The 18147-nt window shown below is 61.8% G+C and carries 17 protein-coding genes; 10 read left to right on the top strand and 7 right to left on the bottom strand.

Annotation, left to right across the window (positions count from 1 at the left end; all coding sequences use genetic code 11):
- Positions 1 to 6 precede the first annotated feature (6 nt).
- On the top strand, positions 7 to 900 hold the full coding sequence (locus tag GTP41_RS01265; RefSeq protein WP_161023733.1) for a LysR family transcriptional regulator: 894 nt from the start codon (positions 7 to 9) through the stop codon (positions 898 to 900).
- Here GTP41_RS01265 and GTP41_RS01270 read toward each other — a convergent pair.
- The 7 genes from GTP41_RS01270 to GTP41_RS01300 form a co-directional block, all read right to left on the bottom strand.
- On the bottom strand, positions 897 to 2111 hold the full coding sequence (locus GTP41_RS01270) for a 6-phosphofructokinase (RefSeq protein ID WP_161023734.1): 1215 nt from the start codon (positions 2109 to 2111) through the stop codon (positions 897 to 899). The genes GTP41_RS01265 and GTP41_RS01270 overlap by 4 nt on opposite strands.
- A gap of 40 nt (positions 2112 to 2151) precedes the next feature.
- Positions 2152 to 4158, bottom strand: coding sequence for an alpha/beta hydrolase family protein (locus tag GTP41_RS01275; RefSeq protein ID WP_229502693.1), 2007 nt, complete (start codon positions 4156 to 4158; stop codon positions 2152 to 2154).
- 5 nt (positions 4159 to 4163) lie between these two features.
- Entirely contained in the window at positions 4164 to 6137 is a 1974-nt protein-coding gene (locus GTP41_RS01280) for an alpha/beta hydrolase family protein (RefSeq protein ID WP_161023735.1), read from the bottom strand.
- Between the two features lie 114 nt (positions 6138 to 6251).
- Positions 6252 to 8294: a sodium:solute symporter family protein gene (locus GTP41_RS01285; RefSeq protein ID WP_161023736.1), complete on the bottom strand. Its 2043-nt coding sequence runs from the start codon at positions 8292 to 8294 to the stop codon at positions 6252 to 6254.
- A complete protein-coding gene (locus GTP41_RS01290) occupies positions 8291 to 8566 on the bottom strand; it encodes a DUF4212 domain-containing protein (protein ID WP_161023737.1) in 276 nt (91 codons plus the stop codon). Before GTP41_RS01290 ends, GTP41_RS01285 begins: the two co-directional genes overlap by 4 nt.
- Entirely contained in the window at positions 8559 to 10070 is a 1512-nt protein-coding gene (locus tag GTP41_RS01295; protein ID WP_371867238.1) for a sensor histidine kinase, read from the bottom strand. The genes GTP41_RS01290 and GTP41_RS01295 overlap by 8 nt, the downstream gene beginning before the upstream one ends.
- Positions 10067 to 10759, bottom strand: a complete 693-nt coding sequence (locus GTP41_RS01300; RefSeq protein WP_161023738.1) for a response regulator — start codon at positions 10757 to 10759, stop codon at positions 10067 to 10069. Before GTP41_RS01300 ends, GTP41_RS01295 begins: the two co-directional genes overlap by 4 nt.
- Before the next feature lie 122 nt (positions 10760 to 10881).
- On the opposite strand from GTP41_RS01300, the gene recA reads away from it, so the two are divergent.
- From recA to GTP41_RS27750, 9 genes are all read left to right on the top strand, one after another.
- Positions 10882 to 11958: a recombinase RecA gene (gene recA, locus GTP41_RS01305; protein WP_161023739.1), complete on the top strand. Its 1077-nt coding sequence runs from the start codon at positions 10882 to 10884 to the stop codon at positions 11956 to 11958.
- A 133-nt stretch (positions 11959 to 12091) separates the two neighbouring features.
- The gene (gene recX / locus GTP41_RS01310; RefSeq protein ID WP_161023740.1) at positions 12092 to 12550 is read left to right on the top strand and encodes a recombination regulator RecX; all 459 of its coding nucleotides are present in this window, start codon (positions 12092 to 12094) and stop codon (positions 12548 to 12550) included.
- A gap of 86 nt (positions 12551 to 12636) precedes the next feature.
- Positions 12637 to 13470 carry an RNA-guided endonuclease InsQ/TnpB family protein gene (locus tag GTP41_RS01315; RefSeq protein ID WP_229502694.1) on the top strand — a complete coding sequence of 278 codons (834 nt, stop codon included), beginning with the start codon at positions 12637 to 12639 and terminating at the stop codon, positions 13468 to 13470.
- A gap of 80 nt (positions 13471 to 13550) precedes the next feature.
- Positions 13551 to 13781: a zinc ribbon domain-containing protein gene (locus tag GTP41_RS27270; protein WP_371867250.1), complete on the top strand. Its 231-nt coding sequence runs from the start codon at positions 13551 to 13553 to the stop codon at positions 13779 to 13781.
- A gap of 176 nt (positions 13782 to 13957) precedes the next feature.
- Entirely contained in the window at positions 13958 to 14524 is a 567-nt protein-coding gene (locus GTP41_RS01320) for a DUF2889 domain-containing protein (protein WP_161023741.1), read from the top strand.
- Positions 14525 to 14583: 59 nt separating this feature from the next.
- A complete protein-coding gene (gene sucC / locus GTP41_RS01325; RefSeq protein WP_161023742.1) occupies positions 14584 to 15750 on the top strand; it encodes an ADP-forming succinate--CoA ligase subunit beta in 1167 nt (388 codons plus the stop codon).
- Between the two features lie 13 nt (positions 15751 to 15763).
- Complete coding sequence (sucD, locus tag GTP41_RS01330; protein WP_161023743.1) at positions 15764 to 16645, top strand: succinate--CoA ligase subunit alpha; 882 nt, start codon at positions 15764 to 15766, stop codon at positions 16643 to 16645.
- A 63-nt stretch (positions 16646 to 16708) separates the two neighbouring features.
- Positions 16709 to 17341, top strand: coding sequence for an FHA domain-containing protein (locus GTP41_RS01335; RefSeq protein ID WP_161023744.1), 633 nt, complete (start codon positions 16709 to 16711; stop codon positions 17339 to 17341).
- A 211-nt stretch (positions 17342 to 17552) separates the two neighbouring features.
- Positions 17553 to 18071, top strand: coding sequence for a pilin (locus GTP41_RS27750; protein WP_161023745.1), 519 nt, complete (start codon positions 17553 to 17555; stop codon positions 18069 to 18071).
- Positions 18072 to 18147: the final 76 nt, after the last annotated feature.

Raw genomic sequence — 18147 nt, forward strand, 5'->3', positions numbered from 1 at the left:
GATCGAATGGACAAGCTGGCGGCGATGCATGCCTTCCGCCGCGTGGTCGAACGCGCAAGTTTCAGCAAGGCGGCGGAGGAGCTGGGCTTGTCGCCCGCCGGCATCGGCAAGCAGGTGCGCTGGCTGGAGCAGCAACTGCACGCGCAACTGCTCCTGCGCACCACGCGCACCATGCGCCTGACCGATACCGGCCGCGCCTATTACCAGGAATGCTGCCGCCTGCTGGACGAGCTGCAGGAGCTGGAACGCAGCACCAGCGGCGAGCAGGCCGCCATGCGCGGGCGCATACGCCTCAACGCCCCCATGTCGCTCAGCCTCGCAGTGCTATCGCCGCTGCTGGCGCGCTTCCTGGAGCTGTACCCGGATATCGACGTTGAGCTGACCATGGCGGACCGCCTGCTGGACGTGGTGGCGGAAGGATTCGACCTGTCGCTGCGTGTGCGCACCACGCTGCCCGATTCCACCCTGGTGGTGCGCTCCGCCGGCAAGGTCGAGCAATGGCTGTGCGCCGCACCGGCCTACCTGGCGCAGCACGGCACGCCGCAAGTGCCCACGGACTTGCTGGCGCACCGTGCGCTGGCTTTTCGCCTGGCGGAGGCACCGGGTGTATGGCGGCTGGAAGGAGCGGGCGGCACGTGCGAGATCGAACCGCCGGTGCGCATGTGGCTGGACAACAGCCTGATGCTGGGCCAGATGCTGGCCGCCGGGCAGGGCGTCGGCTCGCTGCCTTCCTTCATCGCCCGCCCCATGCTGGCGCAAGGCGCGCTGCAGCGCGTGCTGCCCGCCTGGCAGCTGCAGCCGCGCATCGCCTACATCGTCTATCCCGGCAACCGTCACCTGCAAACCAGGGTGCGCACCCTGTCCGACTTCCTGGCCGCGGAGCTGCCGGCCCGCCTTTAACGCTTGAGGATCTTCGGCACGGCGGCCGGGCGCAGGCGATACGCGTCCGGCATGCCCGAGCCGAGCAGGGGACGCAGGTACATGCGGAAAGCATCAGTCACGCCGGTGCCGCGCGCGTCGATGAATTCATCTTCCATGGTGCGCGTTTTGCCCGCCACATCCTCCAACGGCATCAACTCGTAATCGACCGAATAGAAGCCGGTGCGCTTGATCACCACCGAGCCATTGCGGTCGCCCCACATGGCAAACTGCACCGCCTTTTCGCCCACTTCGCGCGCCTCACGCTGGTCCACGTCCGACACGCAGCCGATGAAGGAGCGCTGCAGGTAGCCGAAGGTGTCGCCGCGCACGCGCTTGATGCCCAGCTTGGCCTTGATCTCGTCGCACAGCAGGTCGGCCAGTGCGCCGGTGCCGGACAGCTGCACATTGCCGTGCGCATCGCGTTCCACCTCCTTGGCCAGCAAGGTCGCAATCGGCTCGCCGGAAGCATCGTGGATGCCTTCCGACACCGCGATCACGCAGCGCCCATAACGTTCATAGGTTTCCTTCACGTCGGCCAGGAACTGCTCAATGGAGAACACGCGTTCCGGCACGTAGATCAGGTGCGGACCGTCGTCCGGAAATTTCTTGCCCAGCGCCGAAGCGGCAGTCAGGAAGCCGGCATGGCGTCCCATCACCACGCCCACATACACGCCGGGCAGCGAAGCGTTATCCAGGTTGGCGCCGGCAAAGGCTTGCGCCACAAAGCGCGCGGCGGAAGGGAAGCCCGGCGTATGGTCATTGCCCACCAGGTCATTGTCGATGGTCTTGGGAATGTGAATGGCGCGCAGCGGATAGCCCGCCGCCTGCGCCTGTTCCGCCACAATGCGCACCGTGTCGGAGGAATCGTTGCCGCCGATGTAGAAGAAGTGCTCGATCTCGTGCGCCTTCAGCACCTTGAAGATCTCTTCGCAGTACTTCAGGTCCGGCTTGTCGCGCGTGGAGCCGAGTGCAGAGGAGGGCGTGGCGGCGACCAGCTCCAGGTTATGGCTGGTCTCCTGCGTCAGGTCGACGAATTCCTCGTTGATGATGCCGCGCACCCCGTGCAGGGCGCCGTAGATGCGCGTCACATTGCGGAACCGGCGCGCCTCCAGCACCACGCCGACCAGCGACTGGTTGATCACGGCGGTAGGACCGCCCCCCTGTGCAACCAGGATTTTGCCAGACGACATTGCGCTTCCCCTTCAGCTAAGTGATGGACGAGTCGCCAGCTTACTCCGTTTTTGCGCCAGCGCCGATATGCTTGTCCAGGAAATTCTCGACCCGCTTCCAAAAGTCGATGCGGTTCTTCGGGTTATGCCAGCCGTGCCCCTCTTCCGGGTACTCCACCCACTCCACCTGCTGGTTCCCCTTGCGCACGGCGTCGCGGAAGCGTGTGCCATGCACCAGCGGCACGCGCTTGTCTTCGCCGCCATAGGCCAGCAGCAGCGGGCGCGTAATGCGGTGCGCCTGCTCGATGGGCGAGGTGGCTTTGAACTGTTCGGCATCCTTGACCGGGTCGCCCACCATGTCGGGCATGCTGTAGCGCTTTGCCTCGTCGGAAAGATCGGAGCTGTACCACCAGTGGCCACGGTACAGTAATTGGATGTCGGTCACGCCAACGTAGTTGACGCCGCACTGGAATAACTGCGAGTCGTTGACCAGGCCCATCAAGGTGGCATAGCCGCCATAGCTGGCGCCCATGATGCACACGCGCTGCGGGTCGGCATAACCCTCCGCCACCGCCCATTTCACGGCGTCCGCGATATCGTCCTGCATCTTCAGGCCCCACTGCTTCCAGCCGGCGCGGAAATGCTTGCTGCCAAAGCCTGTGCTGCCACGGAATTCGGGCGCCAGCACCACGTAGCCGCGCGAGGCCAGGAATTGCACCTCGGGCTCCCAGCCCCACTTGCTGCCGCGCACGTAAGGGCCGCCGTGCACCAGCACCACCATCGGCATCTTTTTGCCCTGGCTGCCGCGCGGCAGTGTCAGCATGGCCGGCACCGGCAGGCCGTCGCGCGCGGCGTAGGTCACTTGCGCCTGCCCGCCCATGAGCGCCGGATTGATCGTCGGGTAGGTTTCGCCGATCCGGTCCAGCGCCTTGCTGCGCCGGTTGTAAACCAGGTAGACAGCCGGTTGCGCGTCGGAGAAGGCGCGCACCAGCACGTTCTCCGCCTGCGGATCGGTGGGCAGCTCGATCATGTTCACCAAGCCTGGCAAGCGCTGGTCGATCTCAGCCTGCAATGCCTGCAGCGCAGGGTCCAGCCATACCGTGCCTTCGCCGTCGCGCAGGTAATGCACGCCCAGCAGCTTGCCATCGCGGATCACCAGGTTGCCGTGGAAGTCGTAGCCAGGCAGCTTGACGATCGGCTGCTCGCCCAATTTGCCGCTGGCGCTGTCATAACGGTATAGCGCAGTCAGGTCGCCGCCGCGCGCGCTGCTCACATACAGCGTGTTGCCGGCGCCGAAGCCCACTACCTGCATGGCCTGCGCGCCGCCTTGGTGGTTGTTGAACGATGCCAGCTTGCGCCAGCTGTCGCCCTCGCGCAGGTGGATGCCGACGGTGGCTTCGGCGAGGGTGATGGCCAGGCGCGGCTCGCCGGCCTGGTCCAGCAGCCAGCCTTTGGCGTCGCCCGGCGCGTTGACCGTTTGCCAGCGGCCGCTCACGGTGTTCAGGCGCAGCAGGTTGATGCGGTGCAGGTTGCCCAGGCCGCTCATCTGGTAATCCTGCACGTAGACCGAGTCGGAATCCTGCGCGCCGCTTTGGTCCAGCATGAAGGTGTGCCAGGGCAGCAGTTTGTCCGCGTCGGCACGCAAGGCGAAAGGCGTGCCCGTACGCAGCGCCAATTGACGGAATTTGCTGCCGTCGCGGTCCACCGCAAACAGGCCGGGACCATACTCAATCTCGCCCTGGGCGGCTTTCAGGTCGGCGGTATCGAACAGCAGCCGCTGGTCGTTCACCCACTGCACGTGGTTGATGTCGGTGTCCTCGAAGTAGGCCACCGATTGCGCCGTGCGCGTGGCGAGATCAATCACGGCCAGCATGCTGCGGCCGCCTTTCTTGGCGATCTTGGCGGCCAGGTATTTGCCGCTGGGGGATAGCAGCGCGCCGGTAAAGGTCGGATTCTCGAAGAACGCTTCGGCCGGCGGCGCGCCAGGCGCAGCATGGGCCGCTGGCGCAACGGCCAGGCTGCAGCCCAATGTTAGAACGAGGGCGAAGCACATTGCGCTGGAATTCATTTTTCTTACTCTACTTTTGCCTTGGCGCCGATATGCTTGTCGAGGAATTTCTCGACGCGCGTCCAGAAGTCCACGGCATTATCCAGCTTGCTCCAGCCGTGCACCTCGCCCACATATTCGGCAAACTCCACGTCGGCTTTGCTGTCTTTCAAGGCGCCGCGCATCCTGGTGTAATGGGCGAACGGTACGCGGGCGTCGTCGCTGCCGTGGGCCAGCAGCAAGGGGCGCTTGATGCGGGCTGCCTGCTTTACCGGCGAGGTGGCCGCCAGCTGCGCCGCATCCTTTGCCAGATCGCCGATCAGCTCGGGTGCGCCGTACTTCAGGTATTCGTCGCTGGTGTCGGTCAAGACAGAGCCGGTTTCCAGCAGCAGCGGCAGGTCGGTGACAGCGGCCCATGACACGCCGCAGCGATACATGTCGCCATCGTTCACCAGGCCCATCAGTGTGGCATAGCCGCCGTAGCTGGCGCCCATGATGCAGATACGGCGCGGGTCGGCCACGCCTTGTGCCACTGCCCACTTGACGCTGTCGGCAATGTCATCCTGCATTTTCAAACCCCATTGCTTCAGGCCCGCTTTGTACAGCTTGTCGCCGTAGCCCGTGCTTCCACGGAACTCCGGCTGCAGCACCGCATAGCCGCGCGAAGCCAAGAATTGCACTTCCGGGTTCCAGCCCCAGCTCGTGCCGCGAATATACGGGCCGCCGTGCACCAGCACCACCAGCGGCAGTTGCTTGTCCTGTTTCGGCGGCGTGGTCAGCCAGGCCGGGAATTCGAGTCCGTCGCGGGCCTTGACCTTGACCATGCTTTGCGTGCCCATCTCGGCCGGATTGATGTCAGGGTGGCTGCTGCCCAGGGTGGCCAGCTCCTTGGTATCGCGGTTAAACAGCATGAAGACATTGGGCTGGCGGTCGGAGTAGGCACTCACAAGCAGCCACGGGGTTTCCGGGTTCGTTGGCGGCGTGATGATGTTGACAGTTGCCGTCAGCAGCTTGTCGACTTCCTCCTGTGCGGCTTTCATGCCAGGGTCGAACCACAAGCTGGTGCGCGCATCTGCATTGTAGTGGATCCCCATCAGGCGCTTGCGCGAGTAAACCACGGTGCCGGCGAAATCGAAGTCACCCAGCGCAACCAGCGGCTGCGGGTCGATCGCGCCAGTGGTCATGTCCAGGACGTGCAGGGTGTCCTTGTCGCCTTTTCGGCGCGCGATGACCAGCATATTCTTCTCATTGTGGAAACCGATCGGCTCGAAGTCGGCGCTGCCATAACTCTGTGAGCTGGTCAGGTCGCGCCACTTGCCGCTGGCCGGGTCGCGATAGTGGATGGTGGTAACGCCCCCCTTGATAGACAGCATGATGCTTGGCTCACCTGTGTGGTCGAGCATCCAGCTCAAGGCCGGCGCAGGGCGGCTGACGGTTGTGCTGCCGCCGCGCACAGTGTCCAGCTTCACCAGGTCGACGCGCTCCTTGGCATGGCCCAGATTTTCCCAGATCGGGCGCAGCACGTACAGGAAATCGGAATCCTGGGCTCCCGCGCCTTTCATCAAGAAGGTATTCGGCGGTTCCACGCGCGCAGTGACATTGGAGCCGACACCTTCGCGACTGTTGTCGCGGTCGGCCAGGCGGCGCAGCTCCTTGCCGTCGCGGTTAATGCCGAACAGGCCTGGTGCGAACCGCCGCGCGCCGGCAGCTTCGTGCTTGTCCGTGATGGTGAACACCAGGCGCTGGTCGTTTACCCAGCGCACGTCGCCGATATCGCTGTCGTCCAGGCGCGCGCCGCCGATGGCTTTACGCGTGGCGCTATCGAGCACCAGCATGCCGTCGCGCGTCTTTCCGTCACCCACCAGGAGTGCCACGTAGCGCCCGCTTGGCGAGATCGTGGCGGCCTTGAAGTTCTCTTGGGAGAAGAAATGTTGTGCCGGCGGCGCGGCATGGGCCAGGCTGCCCACTGCGGCCAGGCTTAACAGGAGATACTTGAACATGTCATGGAGTGCGTGTAAAAGGGACGCTGGAAGTTATCAGATCCGGCGTCCCAAAAGGCTCTCCAATTGTCACATCAATGCCAACTGCCTATGCCGGGCAACGCAGCAGGCGCCTCACTGCGATTCCGGCGTGCGGATATGGCGCACCAGGGCCATGGTGCGCGCGTCGGGCTTGGGCGTGAGCAGGCTGACCGCCACCAGCATTGCCAGCCCGGCCGGCACGCCGAACACGCCGGCCGAGTTGGCGGCAATGCCGAACCACTGGCCGTCGATGCTGCCGCCCAGCACCGGATTGGCGTGCAGCATGTAGTAGATGCACGTGATGAAGCCCGCCACCATGCCCGCCATGGCGCCCTGGTGGTTGGCGCGCTGCCAGAACACGCCGGCCACCAGGGCCGGGAACAGGGTGGAGGCGGCCAGCGAGAAGGCGGCGCCCACCAGCGACAGGATATCGCCCGGTTTGGTCGAAGCGGCGTAGGCGGCGATGAAGGCCACCGCCAGCAACAGCAGCTTGGAAATGGTGACGCGCTTCTGGGTCGAGGCGTTGGGGTCGACGATCTTGTAGTACACGTCGTGCGACAGGGCGTTGGAGATAGCCAGCAGCAGGCCGTCGGCGGTCGACAGTGCCGCCGCCAGGCCGCCCGCCGCCACCAGGCCGGACACTACGTAGGGCAGGCCGGCAATCTCCGGCGTGGCCAGCACCAGCACGTCGCCGTCGATCAGGATTTCCGCCAGTTGCACAATGCCGTCGGCGTTGATGTCGCTGATCGACAGCAGCGGGTTAGCCTTGTCCACATTGGCCCAATACGAGACCCAGGTCGGCAGGCGCGAGAAATCGCTGCCCACCAGGGAGCTGTAGATATCGTATTTCACCAGCACCGCCAGCGCCGGGATGGTCAGGTACACCAGCAGGATAAAGAACAGGGTCCAGAACACCGAGACCCGTGTTTCGCGCACCGAGGGCGTGGTGTAGGAGCGCATCAGGATGTGCGGCAGGGCGGCCGTGCCCACCATCAGGCAGAACACCAGCGCCAGGAAGTTGTTGCGCTTCTGGTCGGACTGCGCGCGGCTGTCGCCGGGGAAGGGCTCGGCGTGCTTGACCGGCGGCCGCGCCCGCGCCAGGGCGGCGTTCCGCTGCGCAGTCCACACGACCGCCGCTTCCTCCACCGATTTCGGGTAGGCCGCCAGCGCGCGCTCGGCGGCGCGGATCTCCAGCAGCGAGCCATTGCGCTGCTTGACCATGTCCAGGTTGTGCTGCGCCTCCTGCCGTCCCGAGTCCCAGGAGAAGGGCAGGCCGTGCAGGCGCACGCCGAAGTCCTCGGCGCGCTGCAGGAAGACCTCGCGCACTTCGCCCTCCTTCTCGTCATGCGCCAACTGCGCCTCGCGCGCGCTGAGCTGGGGCAGCAGCTTGCCGTAGGCAACCTGCGGCACCGGGTTGCCGCCGTGCTTGACCGCCAGCCACATGGCGGGCATCAGGAAGGCCACCAGGATGATGATGTACTGCGCCACCTGGGTCCAGGTAATGGCGCGCATGCCGCCCAGGAAGGAGCACACCAGGATGGAGGCCAGGCCGAGGAAAATGCCGACCGAGAAGTCCACGCCGGTAAAGCGCGATGCGATCAGGCCCACCGCGTAAATCTGCGCCACCACATAGGTGAAGGAGACGATGATGGTGGCGCTGACCGCCATCAGCCGCACCGAGCGCCCCTCGAAGCCGCCGCCGTAGCGCGCCGCGAAGAAGTCGGGAATCGTGTACTGCCCGAAGCGGCGTAGGTAGGGTCCGATCAGCAGCGCCACCAGGCAGTAGCCGCCTGTCCAGCCCATGATATAGGCCAGGCCGTCGAAGCCGTGCAGGTACAGGCCGCCCGCCAGCGAGATGAAGCTGGCCGCCGAGATCCAGTCGGCGGCGGTCGCCATGCCGTTGAACATTGCCGGCACGCGCCGTCCTGCCACGTAGTACTCGGCCACGTTTGATGTGCGGCTGATCAGGCCGATGGCCGCGTACAGCACGATGGTGGCGAACATGAACAGGTAGCCGATCCACAGGCGCGGCATGCCTTCCTTCTCCAGCATCGCCAACGCGAGCAGGAAGGCGCCGAAGCAGGCGGTGAAGATCAGGTAGTAGCGCGACAGCTTGCGGAAGAAGGGCGTGCTCATGGCGGACTCCCGCCCTTGGCGTCGCCCGCTTGCTCGGTCCAGTAGCGCCGCTCCAGCACCTGCATGCGCCAGGCATAAAAGCCGATGATGGCCAGGTAGATCAACGAGGCGCCCTGCGCCGCCAGGTAGAACGAGAGCGGCCAGCCGAATACGGACAGCCCGCTCAATTCGCGCGCGAAGAAGATGATGCAGAAAGTCGCCAGCAGCCAGCCGGCCAGCAGCCAGCCCGTCATGCGGCGCACGCGGCGCCAGTGGCGTTCGAGCTTATCCAAAATGCGGTACCTCGTCTTCGGCAGGCGGCGGGTCCATGCGCAGCGGGAAGCTGACGCGGAACAGGCAGCCGGGATATTTCGGGTCGGTGCTGCGCGGGTTGGCGAACAGGTCGACTTCGGCGCCGTGCTGCTGCGCCACTTCGCGCACGATGGGCAGGCCCAGGCCCGAGCCCTCGGTATTGCTGCCCAGGATGCGGTAGAAGCGCTCGAACACCTTGGCCCGTTCTGCCGGCGCGATGCCCGGACCGTTGTCCTCCACCTCCAGCAGGGCGTGCTGCGCGCTGCGGCGCACGCGCACCGTCACCGCGCCACCGCGTGGCGTGTAGCGCAAAGCGTTGTCGATCAGGTTGGACAGCATTTCGCGCAGCATCAGCGGGTTGCCGGCAATCGGCACCTCTTCGCGCGCCGGCTCGTAACCCAGGTCGATGCCCGCGCTGAACGAGGCCTGCACCCAGTCGTGCACCGTATCGCGCGCCAGCAAATCCAGCTCCAGCGGCTGCATGGCGGTGCCGGCTTGCGGCTGGTTCTCCGCGCGCGCCAGGGCCAGCAGCTGATTGACCAGGCGCGTCGCCGCCTCGGACGACTTGGCCAACTGCTCCAGCGAGCGGTGCACCTCGGCCTGGTCGGTCTGGCGCAGCGCCAGTTCCGATTGCGTGCGCATGCCGGCCAGCGGGGTCTTCATCTGGTGCGCCGCGTCGGCGATGAAGCGCTTTTGCGAATCGATCGACAGCTTGAGCCGCTCCAGCATTTCATTGAGCGACTTGACCAGCGGCGTGATCTCCTCCGGCACCTGGCGCGGCGGGATCGGGCTCAGGTCGTCCGATGGCCGGTCGCGGATGCGCTCCTGCAGTTCGCGCAGCGGCAACAGCCCGCGCGACAGCGCAAACCACACCAGGGCCAGCACGATCGGCAGGATGATGAACTGGGGCAGGATCACGCCCTTGATGATTTCATTGGCCAGCTTGGCGCGCTTTTCCAGTGTTTCGCCCACCTGCACCAGGGCCAGCCGCGGCGGCTGCGCCTTGTTCTCCTGCAGGTTGACCCAGGTATAAGCCACGCGGATCGGCGTGCCGTGCAGCGTGGCGTTATGGAAGGCCACCGCGCCGGCGCGATAGCTCTCGGATTCCGGCTCCGCCTTCGGCGGCGGCAGGTCGCGGTCGCCGTCCACATGGCTGCCGGACGGGCTGCTGATCTGGTAATAGATATTGTCGATATCGTCGGCGCGCAGGATGTCGCGCGCCGACGCCGGCAGGCGCGGGATGGCGCCGTCCACTTCGCGCACCTGCTGCGTCAGGACGGTGAGCGTGTCCTCCAGCGCATGGTCGAAGGGCTGGTTGGCGATCGACTTGGCCACCAGGTAGGTGATGGCGATGCTCATGGGCCACAGCAGCAGCAGGGGAGCCAGCATCCAGTCCAGGATCTCGCCGAACAGCGAATGCTGGATTTCCTGTTCCTCGGCGGCCGGGGTATGGTCCCAGTCCGCTGCCGGCGGCGTGCTGCTCACTTGGCAGCCGGCGGTGCGGGCGGGTTGAATTTCTCAAGGCAGTAGCCCAGGCCGCGCACAGTGGCGATGCGGATACCGCCCACCTCGATCTTCTTGCGCAGGCGGTGCACATACACCTCGATGGCATTGTTGCTGACTTCCTCGCCCCATTCGCACAGGTGGTCCACCAGTTGTTCCTTCGAGACCAGGCGGCCGGTGCGTGCCAGCAGGATTTCCAGCAATCCCAGCTCGCGCGCCGACAAGTCCAGCATCTGCTCATTTATATAGGCGCTGCGCCCGACCTGGTCATAGGTGAGGGGGCCGTGCTTGACGACGGTGGAGCCGCCGCCCTGGCCGCGCCGGGTCAGGGCGCGCACCCTTGCCTCCAGTTCGGACAAGGCGAAGGGCTTGGCCATATAATCGTCGGCGCCCAGGTCCAGGCCGTTGACGCGCTGCTCCACCGAATCGGCGGCGGTCAGGATCAGCACCGGCAGCAGCGAGCTGCGCGCGCGCAGGCGGCGCAGTACCTCCAGGCCGGACAGCTTGGGCAGGCCCAGGTCCAGGATCAGCAGGTCGAATTCCTGGGTGGACAGGGCGGTATCGGCTTCCTGCCCGTTTTTTACGCAATCGATCGCATAGCCGGACTGGCGCAGCGAGCGCGTCAGGCCATCCGCGAGGACGCTGTCATCTTCGGCTAATAGGATACGCATAGGGCACAATGTACCCTGTGTTTGATCTTTCGCAAAGATTTCGAAAAAGGACTTGTCAAAAGCACTGTAGTTTTATACAGTATCGCTTGTAGTGACCCAATCATCTAGTGCGAAAGAACATCATGGACGACAAAAAAGGCGCAGTACCCGCCTCGGAAAAGGCTAAAGCCCTCGCTGCGGCGCTGGCCCAGATTGAAAAGCAGTTTGGCAAAGGCTCGGTGATGCGCATGGACGCATCGGCCCCGATCGAAGAAGTGCAAACTGTCTCCACCGGTTCCCTGGGCCTGGATATCGCGCTGGGCGTTGGCGGCTTGCCACGCGGCCGCGTGGTGGAAATCTACGGTCCCGAGTCGTCCGGTAAAACCACCCTGACCCTGCAAGCCATCGCGGAAATGCAGAAACTGGGCGGCACCTGCGCCTTTATCGACGCGGAACACGCACTGGATGTGACCTACGCCCAAAAATTGGGCGTCAACCTGCACGAACTGCTGATCTCCCAGCCGGACACCGGCGAACAAGCACTGGAAATCTGCGATGCGCTGGTGCGCTCCGGTTCCGTGGACCTGATCGTGGTGGACTCGGTGGCGGCGCTGACCCCGAAAGCCGAGATCGAAGGCGATATGGGCGACTCCCTGCCAGGCCTGCAGGCACGACTGATGTCCCAGGCGCTGCGCAAGCTGACCGGCACCATCAACCGCACCAACACCCTGGTGATCTTCATTAACCAGATCCGTATGAAGATCGGCGTGATGTTCGGCTCGCCGGAAACCACCACCGGCGGTAACGCGCTGAAGTTCTACGCCTCCGTGCGCCTGGACATCCGCCGTACCGGCTCGATCAAGTCGGGTGACGAGGTGATTGGCAACGAGACCAAGGTCAAGGTCGTGAAGAACAAGATTGCGCCGCCGTTCAAGGAAGCGCACTTCGACATCCTGTATGGCGAAGGCACTTCCCGTGAAGGCGAGATCATCGATTTGGGCGTGGATGCCAAGATCGTTGAGAAGTCGGGTTCGTGGTACAGCTACGGCGGCGAGCGTATTGGCCAAGGCAAGGACAATGCCCGTACCTTCCTCAAAGAGCGTCCGGCACTGGCGCGCGAGATTGAGAACAAGGTGCGCGCGGCCCTGGGCGTGCGTGAGCTGCCTGCCGTGACCGATGGTGACGAGGCGCCAGCGCCTAAGCTCAAAGCTGTCGACTAAAACCCGGTAAACCTGGGTCGGACCCAAGCCGGATGGCCGTCCCGTCAGACCCAGTCGGTTCTATGGCCAACGGCTCCGGCATATACCGGGTCAGACCCTTGGGTCTGACCCAGGTTTACCGGGTCAAAAAAGCATGCCCCTCCCCAAACCCACCCTAAAAGCCCGCGCCCTGCGCCTGTTAAGCCAGCGCGAGCACTCCCGCCTCGAACTCGCCCGCAAGCTGCAACGCCACGCGGAGGAGGGCGACGACGTCGAAGCCCTGCTCAATTTCCTCGAACAAAACAAATGGTTATCGGAAGAGCGCTTCTCCGAGAACCTGGTCCACCGCCGCGCTGCGCGCTACGGCAATAGCCGCATCGTCGCCGAGTTGCAGCACCACGGCATCGGCGGCGAGATGCTGGCCGAAGTCAAAGAAAGCCTGAAAGAAGACGAAGTCGAGCGCTGCTGCGAAGTGTGGCGCCGCAAATTCGGCGAAGTGGCCGAGGATCCCGAAGGCCGCCAAAAGCAAATGCGCTTCCTCATGGCGCGCGGCTTCTCGCAAAAAGCCATCCGCACCGCCATGAAAGGCACTATGCCCGACGAGGATTTGTAGTCGTTTGCTCACGCAAGCGTGCGCTCGAGGCACATAATACTGTATATGATTACAGTATTATGTGCTATCAGTCCTTTAAATTTGAGTTGATCCCTAACGACACGCAACGATTGCAGATGTGTCGTTTTGCCGGTGCTTGTCGCTATGTCTTTAATCATGCACTAGCCTTACAAGAAAAACGCTTGGCGCAGGGCCTGCCGAGATTAAGTTTTGTTGAGCTATGTAAGCAGTTGACTGTGTGGCGTAGCGACTCTCTCATGTCTTGGCTGACAGCGTCACCAGTGCATACGTTGCAGCAAGCGTTGAAAAATTTGGACAGTGCGTACGCAAACTTCACCTCGAAAAAAGCCTTCGCCCCGCGCTTCAAGAAAAAAGGAAAGCGGGATAGCTTCCGATTTCCGGATTCGAAGCAGTTTAAACGCGATCAATCGAATGCTCGTCTAAAGTTGCCTAAGCTTGGTTGGCTTCGGTTCCGAAAAAGTCGAGAAGTATTGGGTACTGTTAGGAGTGTCACAGTAAGTCTTTGTGCAGGTAAGTGGTTTGCGAGCATCTTGACGGAACGTGAGACTGCTCCACCGATCTCCGATGAGGTCAAGGTCGTTGGTGTCGACGTCGGCATTGCGCGTTTTGCTACGCTTTCAGACGGCTCCTTCTTTGAGCCCGTTAACAGTTACAGGAAGAACGAATGCAGGCTCCGCAAGGCCCGGCAGGCGTTGAGTCGCAAAACGAAATTTGGCAAGAACTGGACTAAGGCCAAGGAAAAAGTTCAACGTATTGACATGCATATCGCTAATTCTCGTCGCGACTTCATTCACAAGGTCACAGCCTCCATTTGCAAAAAACACGCAGTGGTGTGTCTAAGTCCGCTGTTGGCACTAAAGAGAATCCAGGAACAAACGTTCGGAGCAAGGCAGGACTAAACAAATCGATACGTGATCAAGGTTGATCAGTATTTCGCAGGCAACTAGAATATAAGCTGCAATGGCGAGGCGGCATACTCATCCCTGTCTCCCCTCGCAACACAAGTCGCACTTGCCCGTCTTGTGGAGTAACTGCAGCGGAAAACAGAAAATGCCAGGCAGAATTCGCCTGCATCGCTTGCGGCTATCGTGCGCACGCCGATTTGGTTGGCGCAATTAATGTCTTAAGGGCGGGGTGCGCCCGAATCGCCTGTGAAGTGAGTAGCGTTGCAAAGCTGCCAGCAGCAGGAACCATACGAGCAAAATTTTAGGCAGTTTGCTTTGTTTAGCTCGTGATTCCGCTGGCCTTTGCAGGCGGAAGGACACCAAAGGTATGCTACACTTCGAGAGTTTTATGCAGCACCGCGGGTGCGGTGGTTGTCCGTAGAAGCTGCGGCGTACTGTTTAGCTGCTTATAATTTTGGCCACTTTTTGTGGCATCGGTCTTATGTCCCTGTCAAATCCTGTCTCCCGACGAGCGCTGCGGCACACGCGCGCCATAGACATCCAGGCGTTCGCGCGCGAGGATGGCCTGTGGGATCTTGACGCCCATATCACGGACATTAAATCCTTCGACACCATGCTGGCATCTGGCCCGCGCAAGGGCAATGAAGCCCTGCACGACCTATGGCTGCGCGTGACTGTCGATAAGCAGCTGACCATCATCGATGCCGAAGCATGTTCGGACGCCGTTCCTTATCCTGGCCATTGCAACACCATTGGCCCAGCCTACAAAGCCTTGATCGGCCTGAACCTGATGAAGGGTTTTCGCCAAGCGGTCAAGGAGCGGCTGGCCGGTGTGCAGGGCTGTACCCACTTGACTGAATTGGCCCAGGTGCTGCCCACGGCAGCCGTGCAAGCCTTTGCCAACGACGTCTGGCCGGTGAACGAGCGCTCCAGCACTGCGACTGAAAAACCGTTCCAGCTTGACAAGTGCCACGCCCTCAAGACCGATGGCGGGGCAGTTGCCGAGTTCTACCCACGCTGGTCCGTCAACAAGGCGGACGCAGCCTAGGTGCTGTACAAAATACATCTAACCAAATCTACAGGTATTCGAAAGAAGGGAAAGCCAGCATGAAAATCCATGAGTATCAAGGCAAAGAAATCCTCCGAAAATTCGGAGTGACCGTACCGCGCGGTATCCCGTGCATGTCCGTGGAAGAGGCAGTGAAAGCTGCTGAAACCCTGGGCGGCCCAGTATGGGTTGTAAAAGCACAGATCCACGCCGGTGGCCGTGGTAAAGGCGGCGGCGTGAAAGTTGCCAAATCCATGGAACAGGTGAAAGAGTACGCCGAACAGATCATGGGCATGCAGCTGGTGACCCACCAGACCGGCCCGGAAGGCCAGAAAGTTCGCCGCCTGATGATCGAAGAAGGCGCCGACATCAAGAAGGAACTGTACGTTTCCCTGGTGACCGACCGCGTTTCCCAGCGCGTTGTCCTGATGGCTTCCTCCGAAGGCGGCATGGACATTGAAGAAGTCGCTGAAAAGCACCCAGAACTGATCCACAACGTGATCATCGATCCAGCCGTCGGCCTGACCGACGCCGACGCAGCTGACGTTGCGCGCAAAATCGGCGTGCCGGACGGCTCGATCGCTGACGCAGTGACCAACCTGCAAGGCCTGTACAAGGCATACTGGGACACCGACGCATCCCTGGCTGAAATCAACCCGCTGATCCTGACCGGTTCCGGCAAAGTCATCGCCCTGGACGCCAAGTTCAACTTCGATGCCAACGCGCTGTTCCGTCACCCAGAGATCGTCGCCTACCGCGACCTGGACGAAGAAGATCCAGCGGAAGTTGAAGCTTCCAAGTTCGACCTGGCCTACATCTCCCTGGACGGCAACATCGGCTGCCTGGTGAACGGCGCCGGCCTGGCCATGGCCACCATGGACACCATCAAGCTGTTCGGCGGCGAGCCGGCCAACTTCCTGGACGTGGGCGGCGGCGCAACGGCCGAGAAGGTCACCGAAGCGTTCAAGATCATGCTGAAAAACCCAGAGCTGAAAGCCATCCTGGTGAACATCTTCGGCGGCATCATGCGCTGCGACGTGATCGCCGAAGGCGTGATCACCGCTTCCAAAGCTGTGTCCCTGCAAGTACCGCTGGTCGTCCGCATGAAGGGCACCAACGAAGACCTGGGCAAGAAGATGCTGGCCGACTCCGGCCTGCCAATCATCGCCGCTGACACCATGGAAGATGCAGCCAAGGCCGTTGTTGCCGCCGCTGCTGGTAAATAATTAAGGAATCGATATGTCTATCCTGATCAATAAAGACACCAAAGTCATCACCCAGGGCATCACCGGCAAGACCGGCCAGTTCCACACCCGCATGTGCCGCGACTACGCGAACGGCCGTGAAGCGTTCGTCGCTGGCGTGAACCCGAAGAAAGCCGGCGAAGATTTCGAAGGCATCCCAATCTACGCCTCCGTCAAGGAAGCAGCATCGGAAACCGGCGCGACCGTTTCCGTCATCTACGTTCCACCAGCAGGCGCCGCTGCCGCCATCTGGGAAGCCGTAGAAGCTGAACTGGACCTGGCCATCTGCATTACCGAAGGCATCCCAGTCCGCGACATGATGGAAATCAAGGATCGCATGGCTAAAGCCGGTTCCAAGACCCTGCTGCTGGGCCCGAACTGCCCAGGCCTGATCACCCCTGACGAAATCAAGATCGGCATCATGCCAGGCCACATCCACAAGAAGGGTCGTATCGGCGTGGTTTCCCGTTCCGGCACCCTGACCTATGAAGCAGTCGGCCAGCTGACCGCACTGGGCCTGGGCCAGTCTTCCGCAGTTGGTATCGGCGGCGACCCGATCAACGGCCTGAAGCACATCGACGTGATGCGCATGTTCAACGACGATCCTGACACCGACGCTGTGATCATGATCGGCGAAATCGGCGGTCCGGACGAAGCCAACGCAGCGCGTTGGATCAAGGACAACATGAAGAAGCCAGTCGTGGGCTTCATCGCCGGTGTCACCGCTCCTCCAGGCAAGCGCATGGGCCACGCCGGCGCGCTGATCTCTGGTGGCGACGACACCGCGCAAGCCAAACTGGAAATCATGGAAGCCTGCGGTATCAAGGTTACCAAGAACCCATCCGAAATGGCTCGCCTGCTGAAGGCAATGCTGTAATAGTAGCTGTATGATAACGGGGAGCCTCGGCTCCCCGTTTTTATTTGTTCGGAGGATATCGATTTGGCAAAACTCCTCGTGATGCGCGAAGGCATAGTGGAACAAACCGTGCAGCTCACTAAAGAGCGCATGAGCGTTGGCCGCCACAAGCACAACGACATCGTCCTGGCCCATGGCGCGGTCAGTGGCGAACACGCCATTATCACGACCATCCTCGACGACTCCTTCCTCGAAGACCTGCAAAGCACCAACGGCACCTTCGTCAACGGCCACCGCATCGGTAAGCACTTCCTGCAAAACAAGGATGTGATCAAAATGGCCAAATACCACCTCGAATTCATCGCCGACGGCATCCGCCCGCTGGCCGCGCACGCCGCCACGGTCCCCGCTATGCCGGCCCCACCGCCCGCGCCGCCAGCCGAAGCCGCCCAGTTGCCGCTCGGTCATATAGAAGTCCTCAACGGCAGCAATGCCGGTAAAACCCTCAGCTTGACCAAGGCCGTCACCAGCCTGGGCCGCCCCGGCGTGCAAGTGGTGGTGATTGCCCGCTCCGCAGAAGGCTACTCCGCCGCCCATGTGGAAGGCGCCAACTCCCCCCTGTTGAACGGCGCCCCCCTGGCGCGCCAGCCGCAACGCCTGAAAGCAGGCGACGTCCTCGACCTCAGCGGTATCCAGATGGCATTTCGCCTTGCCTAACTGACACATTGCGTCAGTTTTTCTGACAACTTTTGTCACTGCTATTTGACAAGTTATTGTCTTTCGACAATTATTGTCAGTCAATAGTGCCAAAAGTGACACTAATTGTCCAAAAACAAGTTGTTTTGGGGAAAATAGATGCTGGCACGCCAATTGCTCATAGTGAATGGCAGCAACTTTAACGCTTTTTCCACTGTGAGGAATTATTAAGATGAAATCGATGAAAATGATTAAAAAGCAAGCACAAGCCGGCTTCACCCTGATCGAACTGATGATCGTTGTTGCGATCATCGGCATCCTGGCCGCAGTTGCAATCCCTGCCTACGCTGATTACACCCTGAAAGCGAAGATCGGCAACGTGCTGGACGTGGCTGGCGACGTTAAGAAAAAGATCGCAACTTGCGTAGAAGAAGCTGCAGGTGACCGCTCCAAGTGCGGCCCTGGCGTGAAAGACAGCCCTGTTCCACCGTTTAAGCCAACCAAAGAAATCGCCGACATCACTTGGGAAGGTGGCTCGTCTAACATCGGTACCATGACCGTTGTGCTGCAGAAAGGCCTGGGTTCTGGAATTTCCGACACCGCGAAGATCACCATGGCTGGCGACTTTGGTACCCCTGAGGCGCCAGTAGCCAACGTCGTTTGGACCAACGGCCACTCCGGCGTCACCAATAAGGCTGCAATTCAAGCGATCGAGAAGAACAACCTCGCTGCTGCAACCCCAGCTCCGTAATATTGTTTAAGAAGAAAACCGGGCGTCAGCCCGGTTTTTTTTGCCCATTTTTGTCAGCGGCACGACAAAAATCGTC

Source organism: Pseudoduganella guangdongensis (assembly GCF_009857475.1).
GTDB classification, from domain to species: domain Bacteria; phylum Pseudomonadota; class Gammaproteobacteria; order Burkholderiales; family Burkholderiaceae_D; genus Rugamonas; species Rugamonas guangdongensis.

What these genes read in the sequence shown, in the direction of transcription:
- GTP41_RS01285 (WP_161023736.1), bottom strand. Translation starts at nt 8,294, where the DNA reads ATGAGCACGCCCTTCTTCCGCAAGCTGTCGCGCTACTACCTGATCTTC.
- GTP41_RS01270 (WP_161023734.1), bottom strand. Translation starts at nt 2,111, where the DNA reads ATGTCGTCTGGCAAAATCCTGGTTGCACAGGGGGGCGGTCCTACCGCC.
- GTP41_RS01280 (WP_161023735.1), bottom strand. Translation starts at nt 6,137, where the DNA reads ATGTTCAAGTATCTCCTGTTAAGCCTGGCCGCAGTGGGCAGCCTGGCC.
- GTP41_RS27750 (WP_161023745.1), top strand. Translation starts at nt 17,553, where the DNA reads ATGAAATCGATGAAAATGATTAAAAAGCAAGCACAAGCCGGCTTCACC.
- GTP41_RS01275 (WP_229502693.1), bottom strand. Translation starts at nt 4,158, where the DNA reads ATGAATTCCAGCGCAATGTGCTTCGCCCTCGTTCTAACATTGGGCTGC.
- sucD (WP_161023743.1), top strand. Translation starts at nt 15,764, where the DNA reads ATGTCTATCCTGATCAATAAAGACACCAAAGTCATCACCCAGGGCATC.
- recA (WP_161023739.1), top strand. Translation starts at nt 10,882, where the DNA reads ATGGACGACAAAAAAGGCGCAGTACCCGCCTCGGAAAAGGCTAAAGCC.
- GTP41_RS01265 (WP_161023733.1), top strand. Translation starts at nt 7, where the DNA reads ATGGACAAGCTGGCGGCGATGCATGCCTTCCGCCGCGTGGTCGAACGC.
- recX (WP_161023740.1), top strand. Translation starts at nt 12,092, where the DNA reads ATGCCCCTCCCCAAACCCACCCTAAAAGCCCGCGCCCTGCGCCTGTTA.
- sucC (WP_161023742.1), top strand. Translation starts at nt 14,584, where the DNA reads ATGAAAATCCATGAGTATCAAGGCAAAGAAATCCTCCGAAAATTCGGA.
- GTP41_RS01300 (WP_161023738.1), bottom strand. Translation starts at nt 10,759, where the DNA reads ATGCGTATCCTATTAGCCGAAGATGACAGCGTCCTCGCGGATGGCCTG.
- GTP41_RS01320 (WP_161023741.1), top strand. Translation starts at nt 13,958, where the DNA reads ATGTCCCTGTCAAATCCTGTCTCCCGACGAGCGCTGCGGCACACGCGC.